This window comes from Acinetobacter sp. PK01 (assembly GCF_022819285.1).
In the GTDB taxonomy this organism is placed as follows: Bacteria; Pseudomonadota; Gammaproteobacteria; order Pseudomonadales; family Moraxellaceae; genus Acinetobacter; species Acinetobacter tandoii.
Window position 1 is genome coordinate 3,365,985 of record NZ_CP094643.1, and the last position, 22,929, is coordinate 3,388,913.

A 22,929-nucleotide genomic window follows, 5' to 3' on the forward strand; every position below is an offset into this window, starting at 1 on the left:
GATTAATATAAGCATTTGATAATTATTATAATATTTTGAGTTTACTAAGCTGGCTTAAATTATTAACCTGAGCTTTATTTAACATAAAATCTCTTATGCAAAATCGACCAAAACGTCTTGTTATACATACAGCATAGGTATCTGCCAATCGCAGATACCTATGCTTTTTAAAATTACTTTTTCTTACGCTTCAAACGACGTTTCGCTTGTTGTGCGGCAACCGCATCTAATACCTGCTTTAACTCTTCATCGCTAAAAGTGGTAATGTGCTGCAACATTTGTAAAGTCACATCATCCAGTACCAAATTGGCATTGGCAGCAATATTGCTAAAGTTGCTGTCAAATACGATTGAGCCTTCGGCATTGGTACTGATATAACCCTGTTGAGTCAGTACGCGGATAAAACCTTGGAATAGGGCTTTATCGAAGAACTCTGGTGAATTGAACTCATACAACACAGAGAGGCGTTGACCCACCAAATGGCTCAACTCTTCCACTTGACGCGTCGAGATGTTGCCAGAACCACGCTGTGTAATCAGTGCCAAAGTCATGTAATAGCGCTCTAGGCTCTGCATCACAGGACCAGCAAGGACTAACAACTGATTATGATCTTCACTGTTCGGTGCAGGGGAAATTAAATGTCCTTCCGCATCTTCAGTGATGAGTTTTGCACTGATTAAAGCATCTGCATAAGCAGCGATCTGTACTTTTAAGCTTTCATCATCCCATTTAAGAAATAACTCAGCTTTCAAGAATGGATATAAGGTGCGAATGACGTTACATAAATCGTGACGCTTGATGGTACCGTTGTGTTCAACCAAAGCCGCAATCAAAGATGGCAAGACAAAAGCATGCACAATGTTGTTACGGAAGTAGGTGAGTAACACGGCTTGATTGTCTTCAATCGCAATAATATCGCCCAGAACGTGTTTCACGCGCTTAATCAGTTTGAGTTTTAAACCGTAAGCAATAATTTCTTTGCCAGAAAGAGGTGTAACTTGTGTGCGTTTATCATAAGGCAGTGCGGTGAGCAAATTACGATACGCATCTAACTGCTTGATGCACAACTCTTCATCCAATGTATGTTTTGGTGTTGCCAATAAAATCAGAGACAACAACGATACTGGGTTAATCACTACAGCACGGTTGATATTTTCTAAAATGGTATGTGCAGCACTGTTTACCGCATCAGAGACTTCATTTGGAATTGGATCGTCATTTTTCTGAATGCGAATCTGGTCAGCGCCAAAGGCTTTGAGTTTGTCATCCAAGAATACAGGCTCACCGAAGTTCACGTGTACTTTACCGAAGATGCGTTCAATTTTGCGTAGGGTTTTTACAATTCCAAGCACAGATTCCGCTTCTTTCGGTTTACCTTGCATTTCGCCAACATATGTAGAACCTTCCATCAGGCGTTCATAGCCGATATAGGTTGGCACAAACACAATCGGTTTGGCACGTCCACGTAAGTGACTATGAACTGTCATGGCAAGCATACCTGTCTTAGCAGGTAATAGGCGTCCTGTACGTGAACGGCCCCCTTCAATGAAGTATTCCAAAGGCGTGTTGCGCGACAGAATGCTGTATAAATATTCTTTAAAAACGGTGGTATATAAACCATTACCACGGAAAGTACGGCGAATAAAGAACGCACCACCACCACGTAGTAGTTGCCCCACAAATGGCATATTCAGGTTATCGCCCGCCGCAATGTACGGTACCATCAAACCACGCTTATAAATCACATACGACAGTAATAAGTAGTCGATATGGCTACGGTGACAGGGGGTATAAATAATTTCGTATTCTTTGGCCAGTTCACGTACGGTGCTGAAGTTATGCACTTCGACGCCATCATACAACTGTGTCCATAAGCGAGTAAGTGCCATATCCGCAAAACGAACGGCTGAAGAGGAATAATCGGACACGATTTCATTTAAATAACCAATCGCACGGCGTTCTGCTTCAAGCATGCTGATTTTGCTACGGATACTTTCACGACGAATTGCATCTTGCACATCTTGTGCTTTAATTAGGCTGTGCATGACGTTACGACGGTCAGATAAGTCAGGACCGAGCACGACTTCACGTTGCGCATCCATGTAGTTATTCAAGCTGCTAATAATATACGTTGCAGGCGATAAATTTGGATGGGTGGTTTTAGCGTACTGAATCAGGTCACGTAAAGACTGGGCTTCGTGAAATTCCAGATAAGATTCACGTCCATGCAAGCCAATATTTACCATCTGTTTGACACGGCTTGGCGTTGCCCATGTATCGGTAAATAACAATTTAAACCAAGAGTCTTCCTTGTCTGGTGAGCGACCCCACAGCACCGTTACAGGCACCAGTTCAATGTCTAGTTCAGGATGCTTTTCGAGTAAATCGATCAGGCGTAATAGACGGGGTGGAAAGGTATTGGGTGGCGGATTAAGTAGGTTCTGCTCATCATGATGTTGTAAAAATAAGATGGAGGCTTTTTCTTTATGTTCGCCAATCAAGAGCGAATCCAATGCCGCAGGCAGTTTTAAACGACGGGTTTCACCATCGACCACCAAGGCATTACTACGCGAATAGTTTTGTAAGACGTAACACACCACTTTCTTACTCGGTGTGTTGGCAACATGAGGATCTTCGCTGGTGGTTGGAGCTGTCGGGTTGCTGGGTACTTCACCCAAAATATGAGGGGTTACCACAAGGTCAAGTAGCTTGCTGGAAAGCTGGCGATACATTTGACCAAAGCCACGCTTGGACATAAACACTCCTAATACGGTACGAAGCCCCAAAATGCACAGGGGAAATTATTCTGCGTAATTGTAATCAAAAACTAGATGTCATTTTCTGACAAATTTACTGCTTATGCCAAGATTCTAGCGTTAAACTGCATATTTTTAGCAATTAAATTTGAAAATTACAGTGACAGTGCGGTCAATTAATCTCTAGGGGATCGGTCAACATTTAGGTAATATAGTTTTAGAGCAAGCGCTCAATGGTTATTTCTAATGAACACCAACATGGGTGTGTCTAAAATTTAAAACGGGTCTGCTATGAATGCCTTAACTCAAGAATTGGTTGAACTCCTTAGCCTTGAAAAAATCGAAGAGAATATTTTTCGCGGTCAAAGTCGTAATTTGGTAGGTAAGCGTGTTTTTGGTGGTCAAGTTTTGGGGCAGGCTTTACGTGCCGCATCTTATACGGCAGACCGTCCTGCACATTCTTTACATGCTTATTTTCTCTTTGGTGGTGATGTCAATGCTCCGATCATTTATGAAGTGGATCGTTTAAGAGATGGCAAAAGTTTTGTCAGCCGTCAGGTGCGTGCCATTCAACATGGACGTACCATTTTTACCGCAATGGTATCGTTTGCTCAGCCAGAAGAAGGCTTGAATTATCAGATTCAGGAGCCTGATTATCCCGCACCGATGCAGGTGAAATCGGAAGCGGAACTGAAAAAAATGATGGTGGAGTTTGTGCCTGAAAACGTACGGGCTAGTTTTATGCGTGATCGTCATGTGGAGATTCGTCCGATCGACCCAGCGAATCCATATCAGCCACAACCAGCGGCACCTTCTTATGCGCACTACATACGCACCCATGACCGTATTGCGGCTGAGATTGATGAAGTTTCATTACATCAAGCGATTGCTGCATTTTATTCAGACTTTACTTTAATGACCACGGCATTACGTCCACATGGTTTGAGTTGGTTATCACCAAGTTTGCAATGTGCCAGTATTGACCACGCTATGTATTTCCATAAACCTTTCCGTGTGGATGACTGGATGTTGTATGACATGGATGCAACGGTAAGTGCCAACTCGCGGGGACTAAATTTTGGACGTATGTGGCAAAATGGCGAGTTGGTCTGTAGTACGACTCAAGAAGGCTTGATTCGGCTCAGAGAAATTGAAACCCAATAAGATTTAAATGTTAGAAAAGCCTCATGTAGATGAGGCTTTTTTTTGATATTTTTGCAATACGTACGCTCCATGCAAGTGATCGATTACATAAGGGGTGAGTTAGACGGCTTTATTTTTTGGATAAGAAAAATTCGATTTTTACACACAAGATATGCCATAGTGATGTGACTTTAAAAGATAAAATTACAGCAGATATGAGCTTAAATACCCAAATCTTGATTGCTGCCATTCTGGGGATTGCTTTTGGTTTTCTACTCAGTGTCTTTCCACAGAGTAGTTTTTTTACCAGCAGTTTATATGGCTTGGGCATTATCAGTAGCATTTTCATTGGCTTACTTAAAATGCTATTAATTCCTCTGATTTTTAGCTCGATTGTGGTTGGGGTGTCCAATTTACAAGCAGGTGGGCAACTTGGAAAAGTCTGGAAGATCACGGTTGCCTGCTGCGTCACGACAACCACATTGGCATTAATTCTAGGCATCGGCTGTGCACATTTATTCGATGTGGGTAAGGGAGTAGATATCACTTTATTCCAGAATGACATGAATCAATATCAAACGCCTGATACCTTAACGCCAACATCTTTCTTTACCAATTTTATTCAGAATACGTTAATTAATCCATTTAAAGCCTTTGCAGAAGGCAATGTCTTGGCTGTGGTGGTATTTGCACTGTTTATTGGTGTGGCATTGGTACATGGTGGTGAGCGTTTTAAAGCGGTACGTCAGCTCGCAGCACAATTTTTTGAAATTATGATGCTGATGATTCGTTGGGTAATGAAACTTGCACCATTGGGGATTTTTGCCCTGTTAGCCAAGTTGATTGCCACAGAAGACCTTTCTGTACTCAGTCGTTTAGCCGAATTTGCTGTGGTGGTCACAGGCACCACCATTTTCCACGGAGCAGTGGTGTTACCGTTGCTGTTATGGATTTTTGGCAAGATGGACCCTGTGACCTTTTTTAAAGGCACACGAGCCGCATTGATCACGGCATTTGCCACCAGTTCCAGTTCAGCTACCATGCCATTATCCATGAAATGTGCACAAGAGAATCTGAAAGTCAGTCCTGCAACTGCGGGTTTTGTAATTCCCTTGGGAACGCAGTTAAACATGGATGGTACCGCTTTGTACGAGGCAGCGGCGGCGTTGTTTGTCGCCAATCTGATTGGTTTGGATTTAAGTCTAGGTCAACAACTGATTGTGTGTTTGACCGCCATGATTGCATCATTAGGTGCCCCTGGTATTCCAAGTGCAGGCATGGTCACCATGATTATGGTGTTGCAATCGGTGGGTTTACCTGCGGAAGCCATTGCGATTTTACTGCCGATCGACCGTTTGTTGGATACGGTCCGAACCGTGGTCAATGTTCAGGGAGACATGATGATTAGTGTGGTGGTTGATCGTCATACTCGTGAAACTGTGACGGAACCAAACAGCTAGCTTTATTCCCAACAGGGATTCCAGACAATTTCCCAAAGATGTCCATCTAGGTCTTGAAAATAGCCGGCATAGCCACCGTAAAAAGTGGCTTGTGCAGTTTTGGTGATGGTTGCACCCGCTTTTTCGGCGAGTGCCATAATGGCATCGACTTCGGTTGCTGAGCCGACATTGTGTCCTAGCGAAAATCCAGTCGGACAGAAAGGCGTTAAAGCCAAGCCAGAATCCTGACTTAAACTCTGTTGCGGCCAAAGAGCCAGTTTTAAACCTGATTGCAGTTCAATAAAGGCAACGGCGCCATTTTCGTATTCTTGTCCAATAATGCCGTCACTTTTAAAGCCCAGTCCTTGGCAGTAAAAATCCAGCGCTGCTTGGAGGTCACGAACTGCAAGGGTCAGTACACTGAGATGAGGATGCATAAGGGGGAGTACTCAATCGGAAAGTGACTTTCAGCATGAGCAAAAAAGCAGGCAAATTCAGCCTGCTTTTTGTAGTGTTCCGACATATGGGTAATTGATTTATGCGACCTTAAGCATCGCGCGAAGTGCAGCAGGGGATTGATTGAGATAAGCAATCGCATCTTCAGTTTTGGCTTCATGTACAGGGTCGTACCATGGCATCAGATAGCCCAATTGTTGCGAGATAAGCCAGAGTGGATTTGGTAATAAACCATTGTTACGTTGAGAAATAGCATACCATTCACGCCAAATCCATGGTTTGTAGATAGCAGGGCGGATTGATTTAAAACGAGGGTCTTGTTGCATGATATGAGCCGTACCATCCACCCACAAGCCCAGTACTGCAGCAATGACCACAACACTGAGGTAATAACGTGCCAGATAGCCTCCGCCCAAATGGCGATATAAATCAAATGCGACAGTCCGATGCTCAATTTCTTCTGCACCATGCCATTTCACTAAGTCGAGCATGGCAGGATCTGCACCACTTTTTTGCCACTCTGTATTGTAGAGTGCATATTTGCCCAAGACGCAAGTCATATGCTCAACAGTGGCGATAATACCGAGACGGAATAAATCCCATTGATGTTGTAAGGGTTTTGGAGCATTCAAACCTAAAGGTTGATCCGCCAATAATTTGCCAAATAGGAAATCCATAACATCTAGATTACGTTGAATGTCGATATGTCGCTCGCGTAAATATTCTTTGTTGGCAGAGTTATGCGCCTGCGCGTGCATGGCTTCTTGACGAATAAAGGCTTGCACATCCTGTTTGAGTTTTTCATCTTGAATTTGCGGTAGAACTTTATTGTACAGACGGCAAAACCAGAACTCGCCAGCAGGTAAAATCATATTAATTTCATTAATAAAATAGCTGACAAATGGTTGTTCTGGCACCCAGTCGACGGGTGTATTGTGCCATTCAAATTTCACTTTGCGCGGTTGAATACGATATTGAATTGAAGAGCCAATTTTTGTTTTTTTCAGGCGTTGTAACAGTTTCATACTACGGTCTCTAGCATTTTTTGATGCATTCGAAACAGTATGAAAAAAAAGTCCCACAATGTGTTTAGCAATGCGGGACATTTCAATGTCAATTCATGATGAGTTGATCTGGTTTAACAGTACTTAATCTGGTTTCGGTGCTTGCTCCGATGCTTCGGTTTCAAGTTCTTCTAGCTCAAAAGCTTCGCTCTCATCATCCAAAGTATCTTCGAGTGTATCGGCTTCTGCTTCAGGTATGAGCGCGAGGTCAAACTCGGCAGCTTGTTCAAGGGTGAAATTCAGACGCCCACCCATGACACTGGCAAGTTCTTCTAAACCTTGTTTGTTGAGTGAGGAGAACAATTGAATCGAGAAATCGAGTTTCATTTTCTTCAATTGTTGTTTGACATCTAAGAGTACTTTGTTGGCAGGGCCACGGTTCATCTTATCTGATTTGGTCAACAGCACATGCACAAATAGTTTACGTGAGTATGCCCATTCCAACATCATCACATCGAAATGTTGTAGGGGATGGCGGATATCCATCAACAATACTAAGCCCTGTAAACTTTTGCGATGAATCAGATAATTTTCAAGCTCTTTCTGCCACACGATTTTCATGGCTTCAGGTACGGCTGCATAACCATAGCCCGGTAAATCGACCAGACGCTGATCGGGATTGCCTAGACTAAAGAAGTTGATCATTTGGGTACGACCAGGTTTTTTTGAGGCGCGTGCCAATTGCTTTTGATTGGTCAATGCATTAATTGCACTAGATTTACCCGCATTGGAGCGTCCAGCAAAAGCAATTTCATAACCAGTATCTTCTACACAGATACTGAGCTTGGGTGCACTCATTAAAAAAGCGGCTTTACGCAGCCAGTTGAGTGCACGTACAGCATATTCAGTAATCGCAGGATCAAGCTTTTTTTCATAGCTGATCTTTTGCTTAGGCGCCTGCGCGGTTTTACTGTTTTTTGATTTTCCTCTGCTGTGGTGCATAACTCAACTTCATTCACTGGTTTTCAAGTGCCTAGTATAAAGGAAGTCGCCCACGCACGCGAATTTTCCTCTTAGCGCTTGAAAATGTTATAGGTTAAGTAGCTCAATACCATTTTTAATGGTTTTAGTATTGTTAATATTCGAACGAGCAAGCACTTCGCCTAAAGTGTATTGATTTAAATACTGATAAAACTGTTCAAGCGCTTGATCTAAAATACCTTTTAGACCGCACTGGCTTCTGAGTACGCAAGGGGGATTGTTGCATTCAACAATCTGATTTTCACCTTGTAAAGTCCTAACTGCCTCACCGACTTTTAGATGTACAGCATCTGGGTGTAATCGAATACCACCACCTTTACCACGTGTGGTAATCAACCAGTTTTGTTTGCCCATAAAGTGAACGACTTTGACCAAGTGGTTTTGAGACACTTGCAGGTCAGTCGCAATTTCAGCAATGGTATATGCACTTTCTCTTGGTCGCGAAATATACATTAGAATGCGCAGGGCATAATCGGTAAATTTATTTAGCTGCATGATTGTGCTCATCTTTTTTGAGATGAAAAGATAAGGCTAGTCTATCATAGACTAGCCTTATAAGGTATGTATGCGAGGGTGGGTTTAAATACGAACCCCGCCTGTACCAAATGCTTCACTATGAATTTGTTCAGGTTTAATGCCACGAGCAACCAGTGCTTTATGCTGTTCAGCCATAAATGGCATTGGACCACAAAGATAGTAATCTGCATTGACAGGTAGAAGAGCTGCATCCATTGTGCCGAGGTCTAGGCGTCCAGCGACATCATAATCTTCACCTAAGACATCAGTTGCATGTGGAAACTCATAAGCTGTAAATGTACTGAGGCGAGGGAACTTCGATTTCTGTGCATGAATATGTTGTTTCATGGCATGTACTTCGCTGCTACGACAAGCATGAATAAAACTCACAGGTTGTGGCATATCCAGTGTAACCAATTGATTAAGCATGGCAATCATTGGGGTTAATCCAACACCACCACTGATAAAGACATTACGTTTGCTGCTATCAATTAGGTAGAAGTTACCTGTTGGTGCAGAAACTTCAATTTCAGCACCTTCGTCTAAGCCGTGAAGCGTATTAGAAACCCATCCGCCAGCTAAATCACCTTTTTCATCTTCACGTTTTACCGAAATACGTAAATAGTCAGCTTGTGGGCTAGTCGATAACGTGTATTGACGAGGTTGTTTTAAACCTAATTCTTCGACAAAGACGCGAACTGAAATATATTGACCTGCTTGATAGGTTGGCAATGCATCACCATCAACGGGAGCAAGATAGAAAGAAGTGATTTCATTACTTTCAACCACTTTTTTTGCAATTTTAAAATTACGCCAGCCTAACCAACTGCCTTTTGTTTGTTGGTGCAGATCATAAATTGCTTTTTCAGTGCGAATAAACAAATCAGCTAGCTGACCATAAGCCGCTGCCCACGCATCAATTAATGGGTCTTCCATTGAGATATTAAGGACTTCACTGATTGAGTGCAGAAGGTTTTCACCCACAATATTATAGTCAGGGGCTTGAATATTCAGGCTGACATGTTTGTGTGCGATTAATTCAACCACAGGCAGAAGAACAGATGGGTCTTCAATATTTTCTGCATAAGCCAAAACAGCACCTGCAAGTGCTTGTGCCTGTGCACCACTACGTTGGTGTCCCATATTAAAAGTTTCTTTCAATTCAGGGTTATTACCTAGCATACGGTTATAAAAATAGCCGGTTAATGCAACGCCATTTTCACGAAGTACAGGAACGGTGGCTTTGACAAGTTCAATTTGCTGTGGAGTCATGAGGTGATCTCACTTGGCTGTTATTTATAAGATGTATTTAAAATACATATTTAATATTTTAATTGCAATCTATTTTTAATATAAAACCATATTTATTTTATGGAATAAAAATTTTATGGGTTTATGCTGAAAATTTGGCAATAAGAATTGTATGATTTACCTAAGTTTTTTATGTGCAGATTACGCCCCAAGGTGATGGGAATGCTATTTCCCACCAAACAAAGAGCCTAATAAACCACGCATAATTTTTTGTCCAGTCGAGCCACCTAAACTGCGTGCGGCACTTTTTGCAAAAGTACCGACCGTGTCTTGGATTAACTTCTCTCGCTGTTTGGCTTCACGTTCGGCTTCTTTCTGTTGTTCTTTTGCAATGCGCTCTTGTTCACGCGCTTGCTGTTTCGCCAGTGCTTCAGCTTCTTTGGCCTGTTGTTTCGCAAGGACTTCTTGTTCTTTGGCGAGTTGTTTTTCTTGTTCAACTTGTATAGCTTGCTGTTGGCGTTCAACAACTTTTTGCTGTAAACGTTCGTAAGCACTATCTCGGTCTACACTTTGTTCATAAACGCCAGCAACGATACTCTGTGAAATTAATGCTTGACGTTGTTCTGGGCTAATGGGGCTAAAAGATGAGTAGGGAGGCATCACCCATGCACGCTCGACAACTTGCGGTATACCTTGTTCATCTAGACAGCTAATTAAGGCTTCGCCTACGCCCAATTCGGTAATAGCTTGTTCAACATTAAATTCAGGATTGGCACGGAATGTTGCAGCAGCAGTTTTAACCGCTTTTTGATCTTTAGGTGTGAATGCGCGTAAAGCATGTTGTACCCGATTTCCTAATTGCCCAAGTACGGTTTCAGGTAAATCCAGCGGATTTTGAGTGACAAAATAAATTCCGACACCTTTGGATCGAATTAAGCGCACCACTTGTTCAATTTTTTCTTGCAGTGCAGCACTGGCATTATCAAAAAGTAAATGGGCTTCATCGAAAAAAAATACCAGTTTCGGTTTGTCCATATCACCGACTTCAGGCAATTGCTCGAATAATTCAGAGAGCATCCAGAGTAGAAAGGTGGCATACAGTTTAGGGGTGTTCATCAATTTATCCGCTGCAAGCAGATTGATGTAACCTCGGCCATCAGCATCAGTTTGAATAAAATCAAGAATATTTAAACTAGGTTCACCAAAAAACTGATCTCCACCCTGATCAGCAAGCGCCAGTAAGTTACGTTGAATGGCACCTAGGCTGGCAGGTGATAGATTACCGTATTCGGCTTTGAATTCCGCGGCATGCTCGCTGACATAACTAAGCATTGCTTTTAAATCTTTAAAGTCAATGAGCAGTAACCCCTGATCATCGGCAATCCGAAAAACTGCCGATAAAACACCTTCTTGCGTGTCATTTAAATTCAGCATTTGTGCCAGTAAAAGTGGCCCAATTTCAGAAACCGTACTGCGTATAGGATGTCCTTGTTCGCCAAATAAATCCCAGAACATCACAGGTGAGGCAGCAAAAGGAATAGAATCAATTCCTAGGCTTTTGATGCGTTCGTCAAATTTTGGATTGCTACTACCTGCTTGTGCAAGGCTTGAGACATCACCTTTGGCATCTGCAAGGAAAACGGGCACACCAATGCGTGAAAAACTTTCTGCCAAGACTTTTAAGGTCACGGTTTTACCAGTACCTGTTGCGCCTGCAATCAAGCCGTGTCGATTGGCAAATTGAGAATGTAAAACAATAGCTTGTGTGGTATCAGTAGTTTTTTTTGCAATAACGATTGGTGTACTCATTTTTCACCTATTTTAGAATTTATTCGAGCTGTTTTAATGCGTTTTGAATATCTTGGACTAAATCCTCAGCATCTTCTAGTCCTATGCAAAAGCGGACCAATAAACCTTGTTGTAAATGTGTATTTTTTAGTGAGCGCATATGGTTGAGTTCATACAACATAACCAAGCTGATTGGACCACCCCAGCTAAAACCGAGTTTAAATAAATTAAGATGATCACAAAATTTACGCACTGCTTTTAAGTCATATTCGGGTTTAAAAATTACACTCACCAAGCCTGCACTTTTTCCTGTTGTGCAGACTTGTTTCCAGTGAGTATGTCCTGCGGCATCTGGATCACTAGGATGTAACACCTGACTAAATTGTGGTTGCTGTTTTAACCATGCGAGCAACTTCAAGGCAGATTGAGCTTGTTGATCATAACGGATGGACATGTGTGCCAAACTGCGCTGAATCTGAGCAGTATCATCGCCAGACACCGCGATCCCTTGTATGGCATGCATACGGAACAATTTGTGATGCAATTGCAGATCACGCGTCACGACTGAGCCCATTAAAATATCACCACCACCACTTGGATACTTGGTTAAGGCATGCACACTAATATCTACAGCCAAATGTTCATCAGAAAAATCGAAAGGATTAAATGCTAAACCTGCACCCCAAGTATTATCCAGTACGGTCAAAATCTGTTGAGCTTGTGCTTTTTGAACTAAGCCAACCAAATCAGGAAATTCTAAGGTGACTGATCCTGTAGCTTCGAGCCAAAGGAGTTTGGCATGTTCAGAGGGGGTGAAACTGGTTACATCTATAGGGTTATAAACTCGAACCAGAATCCCATAGCGTTTTTCCAAATTACGCAGATGTTCCATATTTGGACCATAGACATTATCGGGTACCCAGACTTCATCTCCTTGTGCCAGTAATGCAGAATTGACCAAATTAATTGCGGATAGTCCACTAGGTGCCAATAAGCAGTATTCGCCACCCTCGATTTGAGCGATCTGATCGGCTAAGGTAAACGTGGTGGGTGTACCATGTGTGCCATAACTGTAGTCATACGGGTCAGTCCAGTGGCGATTAAATAGTGCATCAGTATTTTCAAAAATAATGGTAGATGCACGAAACAGGGGAGGTTGAACGCTGGAAATATACTGAGGTGCTTTTCTTGGTGCATGAATTAGCGCAGTTTGAAATTTCTTGTTCAAGATGTGACTCATCTAAAGCGTAAGATGTCATCTAGATTAAGAGAATAAGTTAATTTTCGCTACCGAATTGGGAAGAACTGTAAAAACAAGCAACCAAATCAAAAGTTGGCTTCAATTTTGCTAAATCTAAGCAAAGCTACAACAATAGGTTACAGCGCATGAAGTCGCATTTAAAAGTACATTATTTTCAGCATATTGCTGGTGAAGGGTTCGGTAGTTGTTATGAGTTTTTAAAAGCACATCAGGCACAAATTACGGCCACAGAATTCTTTGCCTTGCCTGTGGATTTACCTCTAGAGATTGAGGCCTTACCACAAATTGAAGATGTGGATCTTCTCATTATCATGGGGGGAGCTATGAGTGTGAATGATGAGGTTAATTATCCATGGTTAAAAATCGAAAAGCGTTGGCTAAGACGTTATTTGGCATTGGGTAAACCTGCTATTGGGCTATGTTTGGGTGGGCAATTGATTGCGAATGCTCTGGGCGCAGCAGTCAGTAAAAATGGTGCGCAAGAGTTGGGGTGGACTACGGTACGAAAAGTAAAACATGTACCACAAGATTGCTTTGAGTTACCTGAGCATTTTAATGTCATGCAGTGGCACAGTGAGACTTTTGAGATTCCTAAAGGCGCCATTCATTTGGCGGAAAATGATGTGTGTCGTAATCAAATGTACCAAATTGGTAAAAATGTTCTTGGTTTTCAGTTTCATCCCGAAATCACGCCTGAAACCCTAAGTTTATTTTTGGAAAATGACGAAGAGCTGGCTCATTTTTCTGGGGCCTTTGTACAAACTGAACGTGAATTAAAACACTCTTCAAAAGCACACTTTTTACAAGGAAATCAATTGCTCAATCAAGCTATTGAATATGTCTTACAAAAAACAGCATGATGATTAAATAGTAAACAAATGAAAATCATCAAAATTTGAAAAAAAGACCAAAAAAGACAAAATGGATTTGCTTAAGCGTTAAACAATCGATATAATGACTCACCCTTCAAAGGAAGGGGGTTAACTGCGAAGAAAGTAGTTAGCATCGTGACAGTCATGGCATCGATCATGACCTTAGTGATTTTCACTGCCTTTGACACTTACCAATAGGTGAGATGCGTCAAGGGTGATTCTTTATATATTTGGCTTGGAGTTAACTGGTATGTCTAACCAGAGAATTCGTATCCGTCTTAAGTCTTTTGATCACCGTTTAATTGATCAATCTGCTCAAGAGATCGTAGAAACAGCAAAACGTACTGGCGCACAAGTTTGTGGTCCAATCCCGATGCCAACACGCATCGAACGTTTTAACGTTTTAACATCACCGCACGTAAACAAAGATGCTCGTGACCAATACGAGATCCGCACTTACAAGCGTTTGATCGACATCGTTCAACCTACAGATAAAACTGTTGATGCATTGATGAAGTTAGATCTTGCTGCTGGTGTTGATGTTCAGATCGCTTTGGGTTAAGGCTTTCGGTTAATTAACGTTTTTAGTTAATTAGGCCGCTTTTTTAGAGGTTATGCACATGGCTATTGGTTTAGTCGGTCGCAAGTGCGGTATGACCCGTATCTTTACAGATGCTGGTGTTTCTGTGCCTGTAACAGTGATTGAGGTTGATCCTAACCGCATCACACAAATCAAAACGCTTGAAACTGATGGTTATCAAGCGATTCAAATCACTACTGGTGAACGTCGCGAATCTCGCGTAACTAACGCTCAGAAAGGTCACTTCGCTAAAGCGGGTGTTGCTGCTGGTCGTCTAGTTCAAGAATTCCGCGCTACAGAAGCTGATCTTGAAGGTCGTGAAGTTGGTGGTGTTCTAACTGTTGACTTGTTCACAGTTGGTCAAATCGTTGACGTTACTGGTACGTCTAAAGGTAAAGGTTTCCAAGGTGGTGTTAAGCGTTGGAACTTCCGTACCCAAGATGCTACTCACGGTAACTCAGTTTCTCACCGTGTTTTAGGTTCTACTGGTCAAAACCAGACTCCTGGTCGCGTATTCAAAGGCAAAAAAATGGCTGGCCATTTAGGTGCTGAACGCGTAACTACTCAGGGTCTTGAGATCGTTGCTATCGACACAGAACGTTCAGTTCTAGTTGTTAAAGGCGCGGTTCCTGGTGCTACTGGTGGCGACGTTACCGTTCGTCCTACGATCAAGGCCTGAGGGGAAATAACGTGAATTTAAAAACTGTTTCCGGCTCTGCTGTTGAATTATCTGAAGTTGCTTTCGGTCGTGAATTTAACGAGGCTCTTGTACACCAAGTTGTTACAGCTTACTTAGCTGGTGGTCGTCAAGGTTCGAAAGCTCAGAAATCACGTGCTGACGTATCTGGCGGTGGTAAAAAGCCATTCCGTCAAAAAGGTACTGGCCGCGCGCGTGCTGGTTCTATTCGTAGCCCAATCTGGGTTGGTGGTGGTAAAACTTTTGCTGCTCGTCCACAAGATTGGTCTCAAAAAGTAAACCGCAAAATGTACCGCGGTGCAATGCAATGTATCTTAGCTGAACTTGTTCGCCAAGATCGTCTTGTACTAGTTGAAGAGATTGCTGTTGCAGCTCCTAAAACTAAAGAATTGCTTGCGAAACTTAACGACTTGAATGCTACTCGCGCATTGATCGTTACTGATGCTGTAGATGAGAATCTATATCTAGCAGCGCGCAACATTCCACACGTTGATGTGGTTGATGCTACTGCAATCGATCCTGTTAGCTTGATCGCGTTCGATAAAGTTGTTATGTCTGTTGCTGCTGCTAAGAAAATTGAGGTAGAACTCGGATGAACAACGAACGTATCTATCAAGTCCTAAAAGGACCTGTATTCTCAGAAAAAGCACAAGTTTTAGGTGAGACTGCTGGTGTTCAAGTTTTCAAGGTTGCACTTGATGCAAACAAACTTGAAATCAAAAAAGCAGTTGAACAACTCTTTGGTGTTCAAGTTGTTAAAGTTAACACAACGATCACTAAAGGTAAGTCTAAGCGCTTTGGTAAAACATTAGGACGTCGTTCTGATGTTAAAAAAGCATACGTCACCCTGAAAGCTGGCCAAGATGTAGAAATGGCTGACTTGGGCGATACCGCTGAAAGCGCAGCGGAATAAGGACGAAAATTATGCCGATTCAAAAATGTAAGCCAACGTCTCCTGGACGTCGCTTTGTAGAGAAAGTCGTTCACGACCATCTTCACAAAGGCGCTCCGTATGCTCCGTTGGTTGAAGCTAAAAAACGTACTGGTGGTCGTAACAACAACGGTCACATCACGACTCGTCACGTTGGTGGCGGTCACAAGCAGCACTACCGTCTTGTTGACTTTAAACGTAACAAAGATGGTATTCCTGCTGTAGTTGAACGTATCGAATACGATCCTAACCGTACTGCACACATCGCTTTGTTGAAGTATGCTGACGGTGAGCGTCGTTATATCATCGCACCTAAAGGTTTGCGTGCTGGCGATAAAGTACAATCTGGTAACGATGCTCCAATTCGTCCAGGTAACTGCTTGCCACTTCGCAATATGCCTATCGGTTCTACACTTCACAACATCGAACTTAAAATCGGTAAAGGCGCGCAATTAGCTCGTTCTGCTGGTGCTTCTGTTCAGTTGTTGGGTCGTGACGGTTCTTATGCAATCATCCGTCTTCGTTCTGGTGAAATGCGTAAAGTTCATGTTGAATGTCGCGCTGTGTTGGGTGAAGTTTCTAACCAAGAAAACAACCTTCGTTCACTAGGTAAAGCTGGTGCAGCACGCTGGCGTGGTGTTCGTCCTACCGTTCGTGGTATGGCGATGAACCCAGTTGACCACCCACACGGTGGTGGTGAAGGGCGTAACAAAGGTATTCAACCTGTAAGCCCATGGGGTCAAAAAGCTAAAGGGTACAAGACACGTACCAACAAGCGTACGACTAAGATGATTATTCGCGATCGTCGCGTCAAGTAAAGGAATCTGATTAATGCCTCGTTCATTGAAAAAAGGTCCATTCGTCGATGCGCACTTGTTCGCTAAAGTTGAAGCTGCTATTGCTGCTAACAACCGTAAGCCGATCAAGACTTGGTCACGTCGTTCGATGATCCTCCCGGATTTTGTTGGTTTAACAATCTCTGTACATAATGGCCGTAACCACGTTCCAGTAATTGTTACTGAACACATGGTTGGTCACAAACTAGGTGAATTCGCGCCAACTCGTACCTATCGTGGTCACGGTGTTGACAAGAAGTCTAAACGTTAATAGGTGCTATGATGGAAGTAACTGCTAAATTACGCGGTGCCGCTATCTCGGCACAGAAAGCTCGTTTGGTTGCAGATCTTATCCGTGGCAAATCAGTTGCTCACGCGCTTAATATCTTAAACTTCAGCAACAAAAAAGCTGCAGTTTTAGTTAAAAAAGCATTGGAATCTGCAATTGCGAATGCTGAACACAATAACAGTTTAGATGTAGACGACCTTAAAGTTTCTACGATTTACGTTGATGAAGGCATGAGCCTTAAACGTATTATGCCACGTGCTAAAGGCCGTGCAGATCGTATTACTAAGCGTACTTGTCACATCACCGTTAAGGTAGGGGTTTGATATGGGTCAGAAGGTTCATCCAATCGGTATCCGCCTAGGTGTTGTGAAACGTCATAACGCTAACTGGTATGCGAATCCGAAACAATACGCTGAATACTTGCTTAAAGATTTGCAAGTTCGTGAGTTTTTAACTAAAAAACTTAAGAATGCAATGATCAGCAATATTCTTATCGAACGTCCAACAGGCGCTGCTAAAGTAACTATTAGCACTGCTCGTCCTGGTATCGTTATCGGTAAAAAAGGCGAAGACATTGAAAAATTACAGCGCGAACTTACCAGCATTATGGGTGTTCCAGCGCAAGTAAGCATCAACGAAATCGATCGCCCAGACTTAGACGCTCGTTTAGTTGCTGAAGCAATTGCTTCTCAATTAGAAAAGCGTGTTATGTTCCGTCGTGCTATGAAGCGTGCGGTTCAAAACACTATGCGTGCTGGTGCTAAAGGTATCAAAGTTGAAGTTTCTGGCCGTTTAGGTGGTGCAGAGATCGCTCGTACAGAATGGTATCGTGAAGGTCGTGTACCTTTACATACGCTTCGTGCGGACATCGACTACTCAACTATGCGTGCTGAAACGACTTACGGTACGATTGGTGTTAAAGTTTGGATCTTCCGTGGCGAGATCTTGGGTGGCATGAAACAAGTCATGAACCCAGCTCCAGCTGAAGAGCGTCCAGCTAAACGCGGTCGTGGTCGTGGTGAAGGTCAAGAGCAACGTCGTGGACGTCGTAATGACCGTGCTGCTGACAAGGGAGAATAATCCATGTTGCTACCTAAACGTACCAAATTCCGTAAAGTGCAAAAAGGCCGTAACACTGGTCTAGCGCACCGTGGTAGTACAGTATCATTTGGTTCAATCGCGCTTAAAGCAACTGAACGTGGTCGTATGACTTCACGTCAAATTGAAGCTGCGCGTCGTACCATTAGCCGTCGTGTTAAGCGTGGTGGTAAGATCTTTATTCGTGTATTCCCAGACAAACCAATTACTGAAAAGCCATTAGAAGTTCGTATGGGTAACGGTAAAGGTAATGTGGAGTACTGGGTTTGTGAAATCAAACCAGGTAAGATCCTGTACGAAATGGAAGGTGTGAACGAAGAATTGGCACGTGAAGCATTTACGCTTGCTGCTGCTAAGCTTCCGTTTAAAACCACTATCGTGACTCGGACGGTAATGTAATGAAAACTAAAGATCTACGTGAAAAGTCGGTAGAAGAGTTGACAGCTTTGCTTGATGAGCAACAGCTTAACCAATTCCGTCTTCGTATGGCTAAAGCAACTGGTCAATTGGGTAAATCGCACGAAGTTGCACTTACTCGTAAAACTATTGCTCGTATTAAGACCCTCCTTACCGAAAAACAGGGGAACGGACAATGAGTGAAAAAACAGTCCGCACGTTAACCGGCAAAGTCGTAAGTGACAAAATGGACAAGTCTATTGTTGTACTTATCGAACGTCGTGTTCAACACCCGTTGTATGGCAAATCAATCCGCCGTTCAACTAAATTACATGCTCATGATGAGAACAACACAGCTAAATTAGGCGACGTTGTGACAATCAAAGAAAGCCGCCCAATTTCTAAAACTAAGTCTTGGACATTAGTTGAAGTTGTTGAAGCTGCTGCTGAGTAATTAAACGTTCTTGCATCATCGGTCAATTTCGAGTACTCTTTGAGCCTTTCGAAATTGCGACCGGTGATGCACGGTTTTGGAGTAGGGCAATGATTCAAACCGAAACTATGCTCGACGTAGCAGACAACAGTGGTGCCCGCCGCGTACAATGTATTAAAGTACTTGGTGGTTCGCATCGTCGTTATGCTTCAGTTGGCGATATTATTAAAGTTACTGTAAAAGAAGCTATTCCGCGCGCACGTGTTAAAAAAGGTGACGTGATGAATGCTGTTGTAGTTCGTACAAAATTCGGTATCCGTCGTCCAGATGGTTCTGTGATTCGTTTCGACGATAACGCAGCTGTTATTTTGAACAACAACAAAGCGCCGATTGCAACTCGTATTTTCGGACCAGTGACTCGTGAACTTCGTACTGAACAGTTCATGAAAATCATTTCATTGGCTCCTGAAGTTCTATAAGAGGCAATCATGGCTAAGATTAAAAAAGGCGATCAAGTAATTGTGATCGCAGGTAAGGAAAAAGGCAAACAGGGTACTGTTCTGTCTGTTTCTAATGACCGTGTTATGGTTGAAGGCCTTAACTTGGTTAAGAAGCATCAAAAGCCGAACCGTGCAACAGGTGCTGAAGGCGCTATCGTTACACAAGAAGCTTCGCTTCATATCTCTAATGTGGCAATTTTTAATGCTACAACCCAAAAGGCTGACCGTGTTGGTTACCAAGTGATTGAAGGCGTGAAAACTCGCGTTTACAAGTCAAATGGTGAATCAGTGGCGGTAGCGAAGTAATAGGTTGAGAAGGCAATGGCCAGACTTAAAACGCGTTACAATGACGAACTTAAAGCTCAATTACAAGAGACTTTAGGCGTTAAAAATGTGATGGATATTCCACGCATCACTAAAATCACGATCAATATGGGTGTTGGTGCAGCAGCTGCTGACAAAAAACTCCTTGATGGTGCTCTTGCTGATATGCAAGCAATTGCTGGTCAAAAACCAGTGCTTACATTAGCTCGTAAATCAATCGCTGGTTTCAAAATCCGTGATGGTTGGCCGATCGGTTGTAAAGTTACTTTACGCGGCGAACGCATGTACGAATTCTTAGACCGTTTGATCTCTATTGCGATCCCTCGTATCCGTGACTTCCGTGGTTTCTCTTCGAAATCATTTGATGGTCGTGGTAACTACTCTATGGGTCTTAAAGAGCAAATCGTTTTCCCTGAAATCGATTTCGATAAGATTGATCGTATTCGTGGTATGGATATTACTGTTACTACGACTGCTCGCACCGATGACGAAGGCCGTGCGCTTATGCGTGCATTCGGCTTCCCGTTCAAATAAGAGGTCGATATGGCTAAGAAAGGTATGATTAATCGCGAATTGAAACGCGAAAAGACAGTTGCTAAATTTGCTGCAAAACGTGCTGAATTAAAAGCTACGATTGCAAATGTAAATGCAAGCGACGAAGAGCGTTTCGAAGCGATGATGAAGTTACAAGCATTACCACGTAATGCGTCTCCAGTGCGTCTTCGTAACCGTTGTGGTTTAACTGGTCGTCCTCATGGTTACTTCCGTAAGTTCGGTTTAAGCCGTAACAAATTACGTGACACAGTAATGCAAGGTGATGTACCGGGCGTAGTTAAGGCAAGCTGGTAAGGAGCGACTATAAATGAGTATGCAAGATACCGTTGCCGACATGTTAACTCGTGTTCGTAACGCACAAATGGCTAAGAAACAAGCAGTTTCTATGCCTAATTCTAAGTTGAAGGTTGCAATTGCTAACGTACTTCAACAAGAAGGTTATGTTTCAAACGTAGAAGTTGCTGAAGTTGAAGGCAAAGCTACTTTGACCATCACTTTAAAATATTTCGAAGGCAAGCCAGTTATCGAAACTGTGAAGCGCGTAAGCCGTCCAGGTCTTCGCCAATATCGCGGTAAAGATGCACTTCCGAGCGTTAAGCAAGGTTTAGGTATTGCAATTGTTTCTACAAGCAAAGGCATCATGACTGATCGCGCTGCACGTGCTGCAGGCGTTGGTGGTGAAGTTATTGCTTTTGTTTCTTAATAGGTGATTCCTCATGTCTCGTGTGGCTAAAGCCCCAGTAACTGTACCTAACGGTGTTACAGTTACTCAGAACGGCCGGCAGGTCGAAGTGAAAGGCAGTAAAGGTACATTGTCTTTCAACCTGCATGCGCTGGTCGAGCTTAAACAGGAAGACGGTATTGTAGCTGTTGCTCCAAAAGCTGAGTCGAAAGACGCTTGGATGCAAGCTGGTACTGCTCGCGCTGTTCTTAACAACCTTGTAAAAGGTGTTAGCGAAGGCTTCGAACGTAAGTTACAACTTATCGGTGTTGGTTATAAAGCTGCGGTTAAAGGTAACGTTGTTAACCTTAACCTTGGTTTCTCTCACCCGATCGACTATACGCTTCCTGAAGGTGTAACTGCTGAAACTCCTACAGCAACTGAAATTATCCTTAAATCTGCTGATAAAGCACGTTTAGGTCAAGTTGCTGCGGATATCCGTGGTTACCGTCCGCCAGAGCCTTATAAAGGTAAAGGTGTTCGTTATTCTGACGAAGTTGTACTTCGTAAAGAAGCTAAGAAGAAATAAGGCGCGAGGTTCTTATGAACGAAAAGAAACAATCCCGTTTGCGTCGTGCGAAAAGCACACGCTTGCACATTCGTGCATTGGGTGCGACTCGTTTGTGTGTAAACCGCACTCCGCGTCACATCTATGCTCAAGTTATCTCAGCAGATGGTGGCAAAGTTTTAGCGCAAGCTTCAACTTTAGATGCTACTTTACGTGCTGGTGCAACTGGTAATATTGAAGCAGCGACTAAAGTAGGTGCTTTAATCGCAGAACGTGCTAAAGCAGCTGGTATTACTAAAGTTGCCTTTGACCGTTCTGGTTTTAAATATCATGGTCGTATCAAAGCCTTGGCTGATGCTGCTCGTGAAAACGGCTTGGAGTTCTAATCATGGCTAAAGTTGAACAAAACGAAGGTCTTGTTGAAAAGCTGGTTGCCGTTGATCGTGTAGCCAAAGTTGTTAAGGGTGGTCGTATCTTCTCTTTCACAGCATTAACTGTTGTGGGTGATGGTAACGGTCGTGTAGGTTTTGGTCGTGGTAAAGCGCGTGAAGTTCCAGCTGCTATTTCTAAAGCACTTGAAGCTGCGCGTCGTAACATGATTACTGTAGACCTTGCTGGTACTACTTTACAACACCCTGTGAATGCACGTCATGGTGCAAGCCGTGTGTATATGCAACCTGCTTCTGAAGGTACTGGCGTAATCGCTGGTGGCGCTATGCGTGCTGTTCTTGAAGCTGCAGGCGTACATAACGTACTTGCTAAATGTTACGGTTCTACAAATGCTGCGAACGTTGTAAATGCAACTTTCAAAGGTTTGCGTGATATGACTTCTCCAGAGAAAGTAGCTGCTAAACGCGGTCTTTCTGTAGAACAAATTCAAGGGTAATCAATCATGAAAACGATTAAAGTTACCCAGACTAAATCTTCTTCTCATCGCTTGAAAAATCACAAGCTTTGTTTACAAGGTTTAGGTCTGCGTCGTATTGGTCATACTGTAGAAGTGCAAGATACGCCTTCTAACCGCGGTATGATCAACAAAGTCTACTATATGGTTAGTGTAGAGGAATAAGCCATGACTCTGCGTTTAAATGAACTTGCACCTGCAGAAGGTGCGAAGCGTGATAATCTTCGTCTAGGCCGTGGTATTGGCTCTGGCGTAGGTAAGACTGGTGGTCGTGGTATCAAAGGTCAAAACTCACGTAAAAGTGGTGGTACTCGTCCAGGCTTTGAAGGCGGTCAAACTGCGTTATATCGTCGTTTACCTAAATTCGGTTTCACTAGCCAAATCGCTTTAAAAACTGCTGAAGTACGTTTATCAGAGCTTGCTAAAGTTGAAGGTGATATTGTTTCACTTGAAACTTTAAAAGCGGCGAATGTTGTACGTAAAGATATGCTTCGTGCTCGTATCGTACTTTCTGGTGAAATTACTCGTGCATTCACTGTACAAGGTGTTGCATTGACTAAAGGCGCTAAAGCTGCTGTTGAAGCTGCTGGCGGCAAAGTCGAGGAGTAATCGCGAGTGTCTATGTCTCCT

Annotated in this window: 31 protein-coding genes and 1 pseudogene; 24 read left to right on the forward strand and 8 right to left on the reverse strand. The window is 43.0% G+C overall.

Translation table 11 applies throughout. The features are described 5' to 3' along the window. Positions 1-173 precede the first annotated feature (173 nt). Complete coding sequence (gene plsB, locus MP622_RS15880; RefSeq protein WP_243791778.1) at positions 174-2,756, reverse strand: glycerol-3-phosphate 1-O-acyltransferase PlsB; 2,583 nt, start codon at positions 2,754-2,756, stop codon at positions 174-176. A gap of 291 nt (positions 2,757-3,047) precedes the next feature. Between plsB and MP622_RS15885 the strand changes: the two genes are divergently transcribed. Both MP622_RS15885 and MP622_RS15890 read left to right on the forward strand, forming a co-directional pair. Further along, a complete protein-coding gene (locus tag MP622_RS15885; RefSeq protein WP_044739632.1) occupies positions 3,048-3,920 on the forward strand; it encodes an acyl-CoA thioesterase II in 873 nt (290 codons plus the stop codon). 194 nt (positions 3,921-4,114) lie between these two features. Continuing rightward, positions 4,115-5,359, forward strand: a complete 1,245-nt coding sequence (locus MP622_RS15890; RefSeq protein WP_151504467.1) for a dicarboxylate/amino acid:cation symporter — start codon at positions 4,115-4,117, stop codon at positions 5,357-5,359. 2 nt (positions 5,360-5,361) lie between these two features. Here the strand turns inward: MP622_RS15890 and MP622_RS15895 are convergent, their stop codons facing one another. From MP622_RS15895 to MP622_RS15925, 7 genes are all read right to left on the reverse strand, one after another. Then, positions 5,362-5,775: a VOC family protein gene (locus MP622_RS15895; protein WP_243791780.1), complete on the reverse strand. Its 414-nt coding sequence runs from the start codon at positions 5,773-5,775 to the stop codon at positions 5,362-5,364. A gap of 99 nt (positions 5,776-5,874) precedes the next feature. After that, the gene (locus tag MP622_RS15900) at positions 5,875-6,819 is read right to left on the reverse strand and encodes a metal-dependent hydrolase (protein WP_243791781.1); all 945 of its coding nucleotides are present in this window, start codon (positions 6,817-6,819) and stop codon (positions 5,875-5,877) included. A gap of 123 nt (positions 6,820-6,942) precedes the next feature. After that, positions 6,943-7,800 (reverse strand): ribosome biogenesis GTP-binding protein YihA/YsxC, encoded by an 858-nt coding sequence (gene yihA / locus MP622_RS15905; protein ID WP_243791783.1) that lies wholly within the window; start codon positions 7,798-7,800, stop codon positions 6,943-6,945. 87 nt (positions 7,801-7,887) lie between these two features. Beyond that, the gene (locus MP622_RS15910; RefSeq protein WP_044739628.1) at positions 7,888-8,334 is read right to left on the reverse strand and encodes an Rrf2 family transcriptional regulator; all 447 of its coding nucleotides are present in this window, start codon (positions 8,332-8,334) and stop codon (positions 7,888-7,890) included. Positions 8,335-8,418: 84 nt separating this feature from the next. Further along, positions 8,419-9,627: an NO-inducible flavohemoprotein gene (gene hmpA / locus MP622_RS15915; protein ID WP_243791785.1), complete on the reverse strand. Its 1,209-nt coding sequence runs from the start codon at positions 9,625-9,627 to the stop codon at positions 8,419-8,421. Between the two features lie 204 nt (positions 9,628-9,831). Next, the gene (locus MP622_RS15920) at positions 9,832-11,415 is read right to left on the reverse strand and encodes a helicase HerA-like domain-containing protein (protein WP_243791787.1); all 1,584 of its coding nucleotides are present in this window, start codon (positions 11,413-11,415) and stop codon (positions 9,832-9,834) included. A gap of 19 nt (positions 11,416-11,434) precedes the next feature. Next, positions 11,435-12,622 carry a PLP-dependent transferase gene (locus tag MP622_RS15925; RefSeq protein ID WP_243791788.1) on the reverse strand — a complete coding sequence of 396 codons (1,188 nt, stop codon included), beginning with the start codon at positions 12,620-12,622 and terminating at the stop codon, positions 11,435-11,437. Positions 12,623-12,780: 158 nt separating this feature from the next. On the opposite strand from MP622_RS15925, the gene MP622_RS15930 reads away from it, so the two are divergent. The 22 genes and pseudogenes from MP622_RS15930 (at position 12,781) to rplO (ending at position 22,908) form a co-directional block, all read left to right on the forward strand. After that, a complete protein-coding gene (locus tag MP622_RS15930) occupies positions 12,781-13,515 on the forward strand; it encodes a type 1 glutamine amidotransferase (RefSeq protein WP_243791790.1) in 735 nt (244 codons plus the stop codon). Between the two features lie 262 nt (positions 13,516-13,777). Then, the gene (gene rpsJ, locus MP622_RS15935) at positions 13,778-14,089 is read left to right on the forward strand and encodes a 30S ribosomal protein S10 (protein ID WP_000070912.1); all 312 of its coding nucleotides are present in this window, start codon (positions 13,778-13,780) and stop codon (positions 14,087-14,089) included. Positions 14,090-14,147: 58 nt separating this feature from the next. Further along, entirely contained in the window at positions 14,148-14,786 is a 639-nt protein-coding gene (rplC, locus tag MP622_RS15940) for a 50S ribosomal protein L3 (RefSeq protein ID WP_016168602.1), read from the forward strand. Positions 14,787-14,797: 11 nt separating this feature from the next. Then, on the forward strand, positions 14,798-15,400 hold the full coding sequence (rplD, locus tag MP622_RS15945; protein WP_016168601.1) for a 50S ribosomal protein L4: 603 nt from the start codon (positions 14,798-14,800) through the stop codon (positions 15,398-15,400). After that, positions 15,397-15,717, forward strand: a complete 321-nt coding sequence (rplW, locus tag MP622_RS15950) for a 50S ribosomal protein L23 (RefSeq protein ID WP_016168600.1) — start codon at positions 15,397-15,399, stop codon at positions 15,715-15,717. Before rplD ends, rplW begins: the two co-directional genes overlap by 4 nt. Positions 15,718-15,728: 11 nt before the next feature. After that, a complete protein-coding gene (gene rplB / locus MP622_RS15955; RefSeq protein ID WP_016168599.1) occupies positions 15,729-16,553 on the forward strand; it encodes a 50S ribosomal protein L2 in 825 nt (274 codons plus the stop codon). A 13-nt stretch (positions 16,554-16,566) separates the two neighbouring features. Beyond that, positions 16,567-16,842 carry a 30S ribosomal protein S19 gene (rpsS, locus tag MP622_RS15960; protein WP_004641066.1) on the forward strand — a complete coding sequence of 92 codons (276 nt, stop codon included), beginning with the start codon at positions 16,567-16,569 and terminating at the stop codon, positions 16,840-16,842. Positions 16,843-16,853: 11 nt separating this feature from the next. Next, a complete protein-coding gene (gene rplV, locus MP622_RS15965; protein ID WP_001982638.1) occupies positions 16,854-17,183 on the forward strand; it encodes a 50S ribosomal protein L22 in 330 nt (109 codons plus the stop codon). 1 nt (position 17,184) lies between these two features. After that, positions 17,185-18,004: pseudogene (gene rpsC, locus MP622_RS15970) on the forward strand (30S ribosomal protein S3). After that, a complete protein-coding gene (gene rplP / locus MP622_RS15975) occupies positions 17,944-18,357 on the forward strand; it encodes a 50S ribosomal protein L16 (RefSeq protein WP_016168597.1) in 414 nt (137 codons plus the stop codon). The pseudogene rpsC and the gene rplP overlap by 61 nt, the downstream one beginning before the upstream one ends. After that, positions 18,357-18,554, forward strand: coding sequence for a 50S ribosomal protein L29 (rpmC, locus tag MP622_RS15980; RefSeq protein WP_004650482.1), 198 nt, complete (start codon positions 18,357-18,359; stop codon positions 18,552-18,554). Before rplP ends, rpmC begins: the two co-directional genes overlap by 1 nt. Then, positions 18,551-18,808, forward strand: a complete 258-nt coding sequence (rpsQ, locus tag MP622_RS15985) for a 30S ribosomal protein S17 (RefSeq protein WP_016168596.1) — start codon at positions 18,551-18,553, stop codon at positions 18,806-18,808. Before rpmC ends, rpsQ begins: the two co-directional genes overlap by 4 nt. An 89-nt stretch (positions 18,809-18,897) precedes the next feature. Beyond that, complete coding sequence (gene rplN / locus MP622_RS15990) at positions 18,898-19,266, forward strand: 50S ribosomal protein L14 (protein ID WP_001982634.1); 369 nt, start codon at positions 18,898-18,900, stop codon at positions 19,264-19,266. 9 nt (positions 19,267-19,275) lie between these two features. Continuing rightward, positions 19,276-19,593, forward strand: coding sequence for a 50S ribosomal protein L24 (rplX, locus tag MP622_RS15995; protein WP_044739623.1), 318 nt, complete (start codon positions 19,276-19,278; stop codon positions 19,591-19,593). Positions 19,594-19,608: 15 nt separating this feature from the next. Beyond that, positions 19,609-20,145 carry a 50S ribosomal protein L5 gene (gene rplE, locus MP622_RS16000; protein WP_016168594.1) on the forward strand — a complete coding sequence of 179 codons (537 nt, stop codon included), beginning with the start codon at positions 19,609-19,611 and terminating at the stop codon, positions 20,143-20,145. A gap of 9 nt (positions 20,146-20,154) precedes the next feature. Continuing rightward, entirely contained in the window at positions 20,155-20,460 is a 306-nt protein-coding gene (gene rpsN, locus MP622_RS16005; protein ID WP_004754234.1) for a 30S ribosomal protein S14, read from the forward strand. Between the two features lie 13 nt (positions 20,461-20,473). Further along, the gene (rpsH, locus tag MP622_RS16010; protein WP_016168593.1) at positions 20,474-20,869 is read left to right on the forward strand and encodes a 30S ribosomal protein S8; all 396 of its coding nucleotides are present in this window, start codon (positions 20,474-20,476) and stop codon (positions 20,867-20,869) included. A 13-nt stretch (positions 20,870-20,882) separates the two neighbouring features. After that, a complete protein-coding gene (gene rplF / locus MP622_RS16015; RefSeq protein WP_016168592.1) occupies positions 20,883-21,416 on the forward strand; it encodes a 50S ribosomal protein L6 in 534 nt (177 codons plus the stop codon). Between the two features lie 14 nt (positions 21,417-21,430). Then, on the forward strand, positions 21,431-21,781 hold the full coding sequence (rplR, locus tag MP622_RS16020; protein ID WP_016168591.1) for a 50S ribosomal protein L18: 351 nt from the start codon (positions 21,431-21,433) through the stop codon (positions 21,779-21,781). 2 nt (positions 21,782-21,783) lie between these two features. Further along, complete coding sequence (gene rpsE / locus MP622_RS16025) at positions 21,784-22,281, forward strand: 30S ribosomal protein S5 (RefSeq protein WP_004657688.1); 498 nt, start codon at positions 21,784-21,786, stop codon at positions 22,279-22,281. A 6-nt stretch (positions 22,282-22,287) separates the two neighbouring features. After that, positions 22,288-22,464 (forward strand): 50S ribosomal protein L30, encoded by a 177-nt coding sequence (gene rpmD, locus MP622_RS16030; protein ID WP_000849088.1) that lies wholly within the window; start codon positions 22,288-22,290, stop codon positions 22,462-22,464. A 3-nt stretch (positions 22,465-22,467) separates the two neighbouring features. After that, positions 22,468-22,908: a 50S ribosomal protein L15 gene (gene rplO / locus MP622_RS16035; RefSeq protein WP_016168590.1), complete on the forward strand. Its 441-nt coding sequence runs from the start codon at positions 22,468-22,470 to the stop codon at positions 22,906-22,908. Positions 22,909-22,929: the final 21 nt, after the last annotated feature.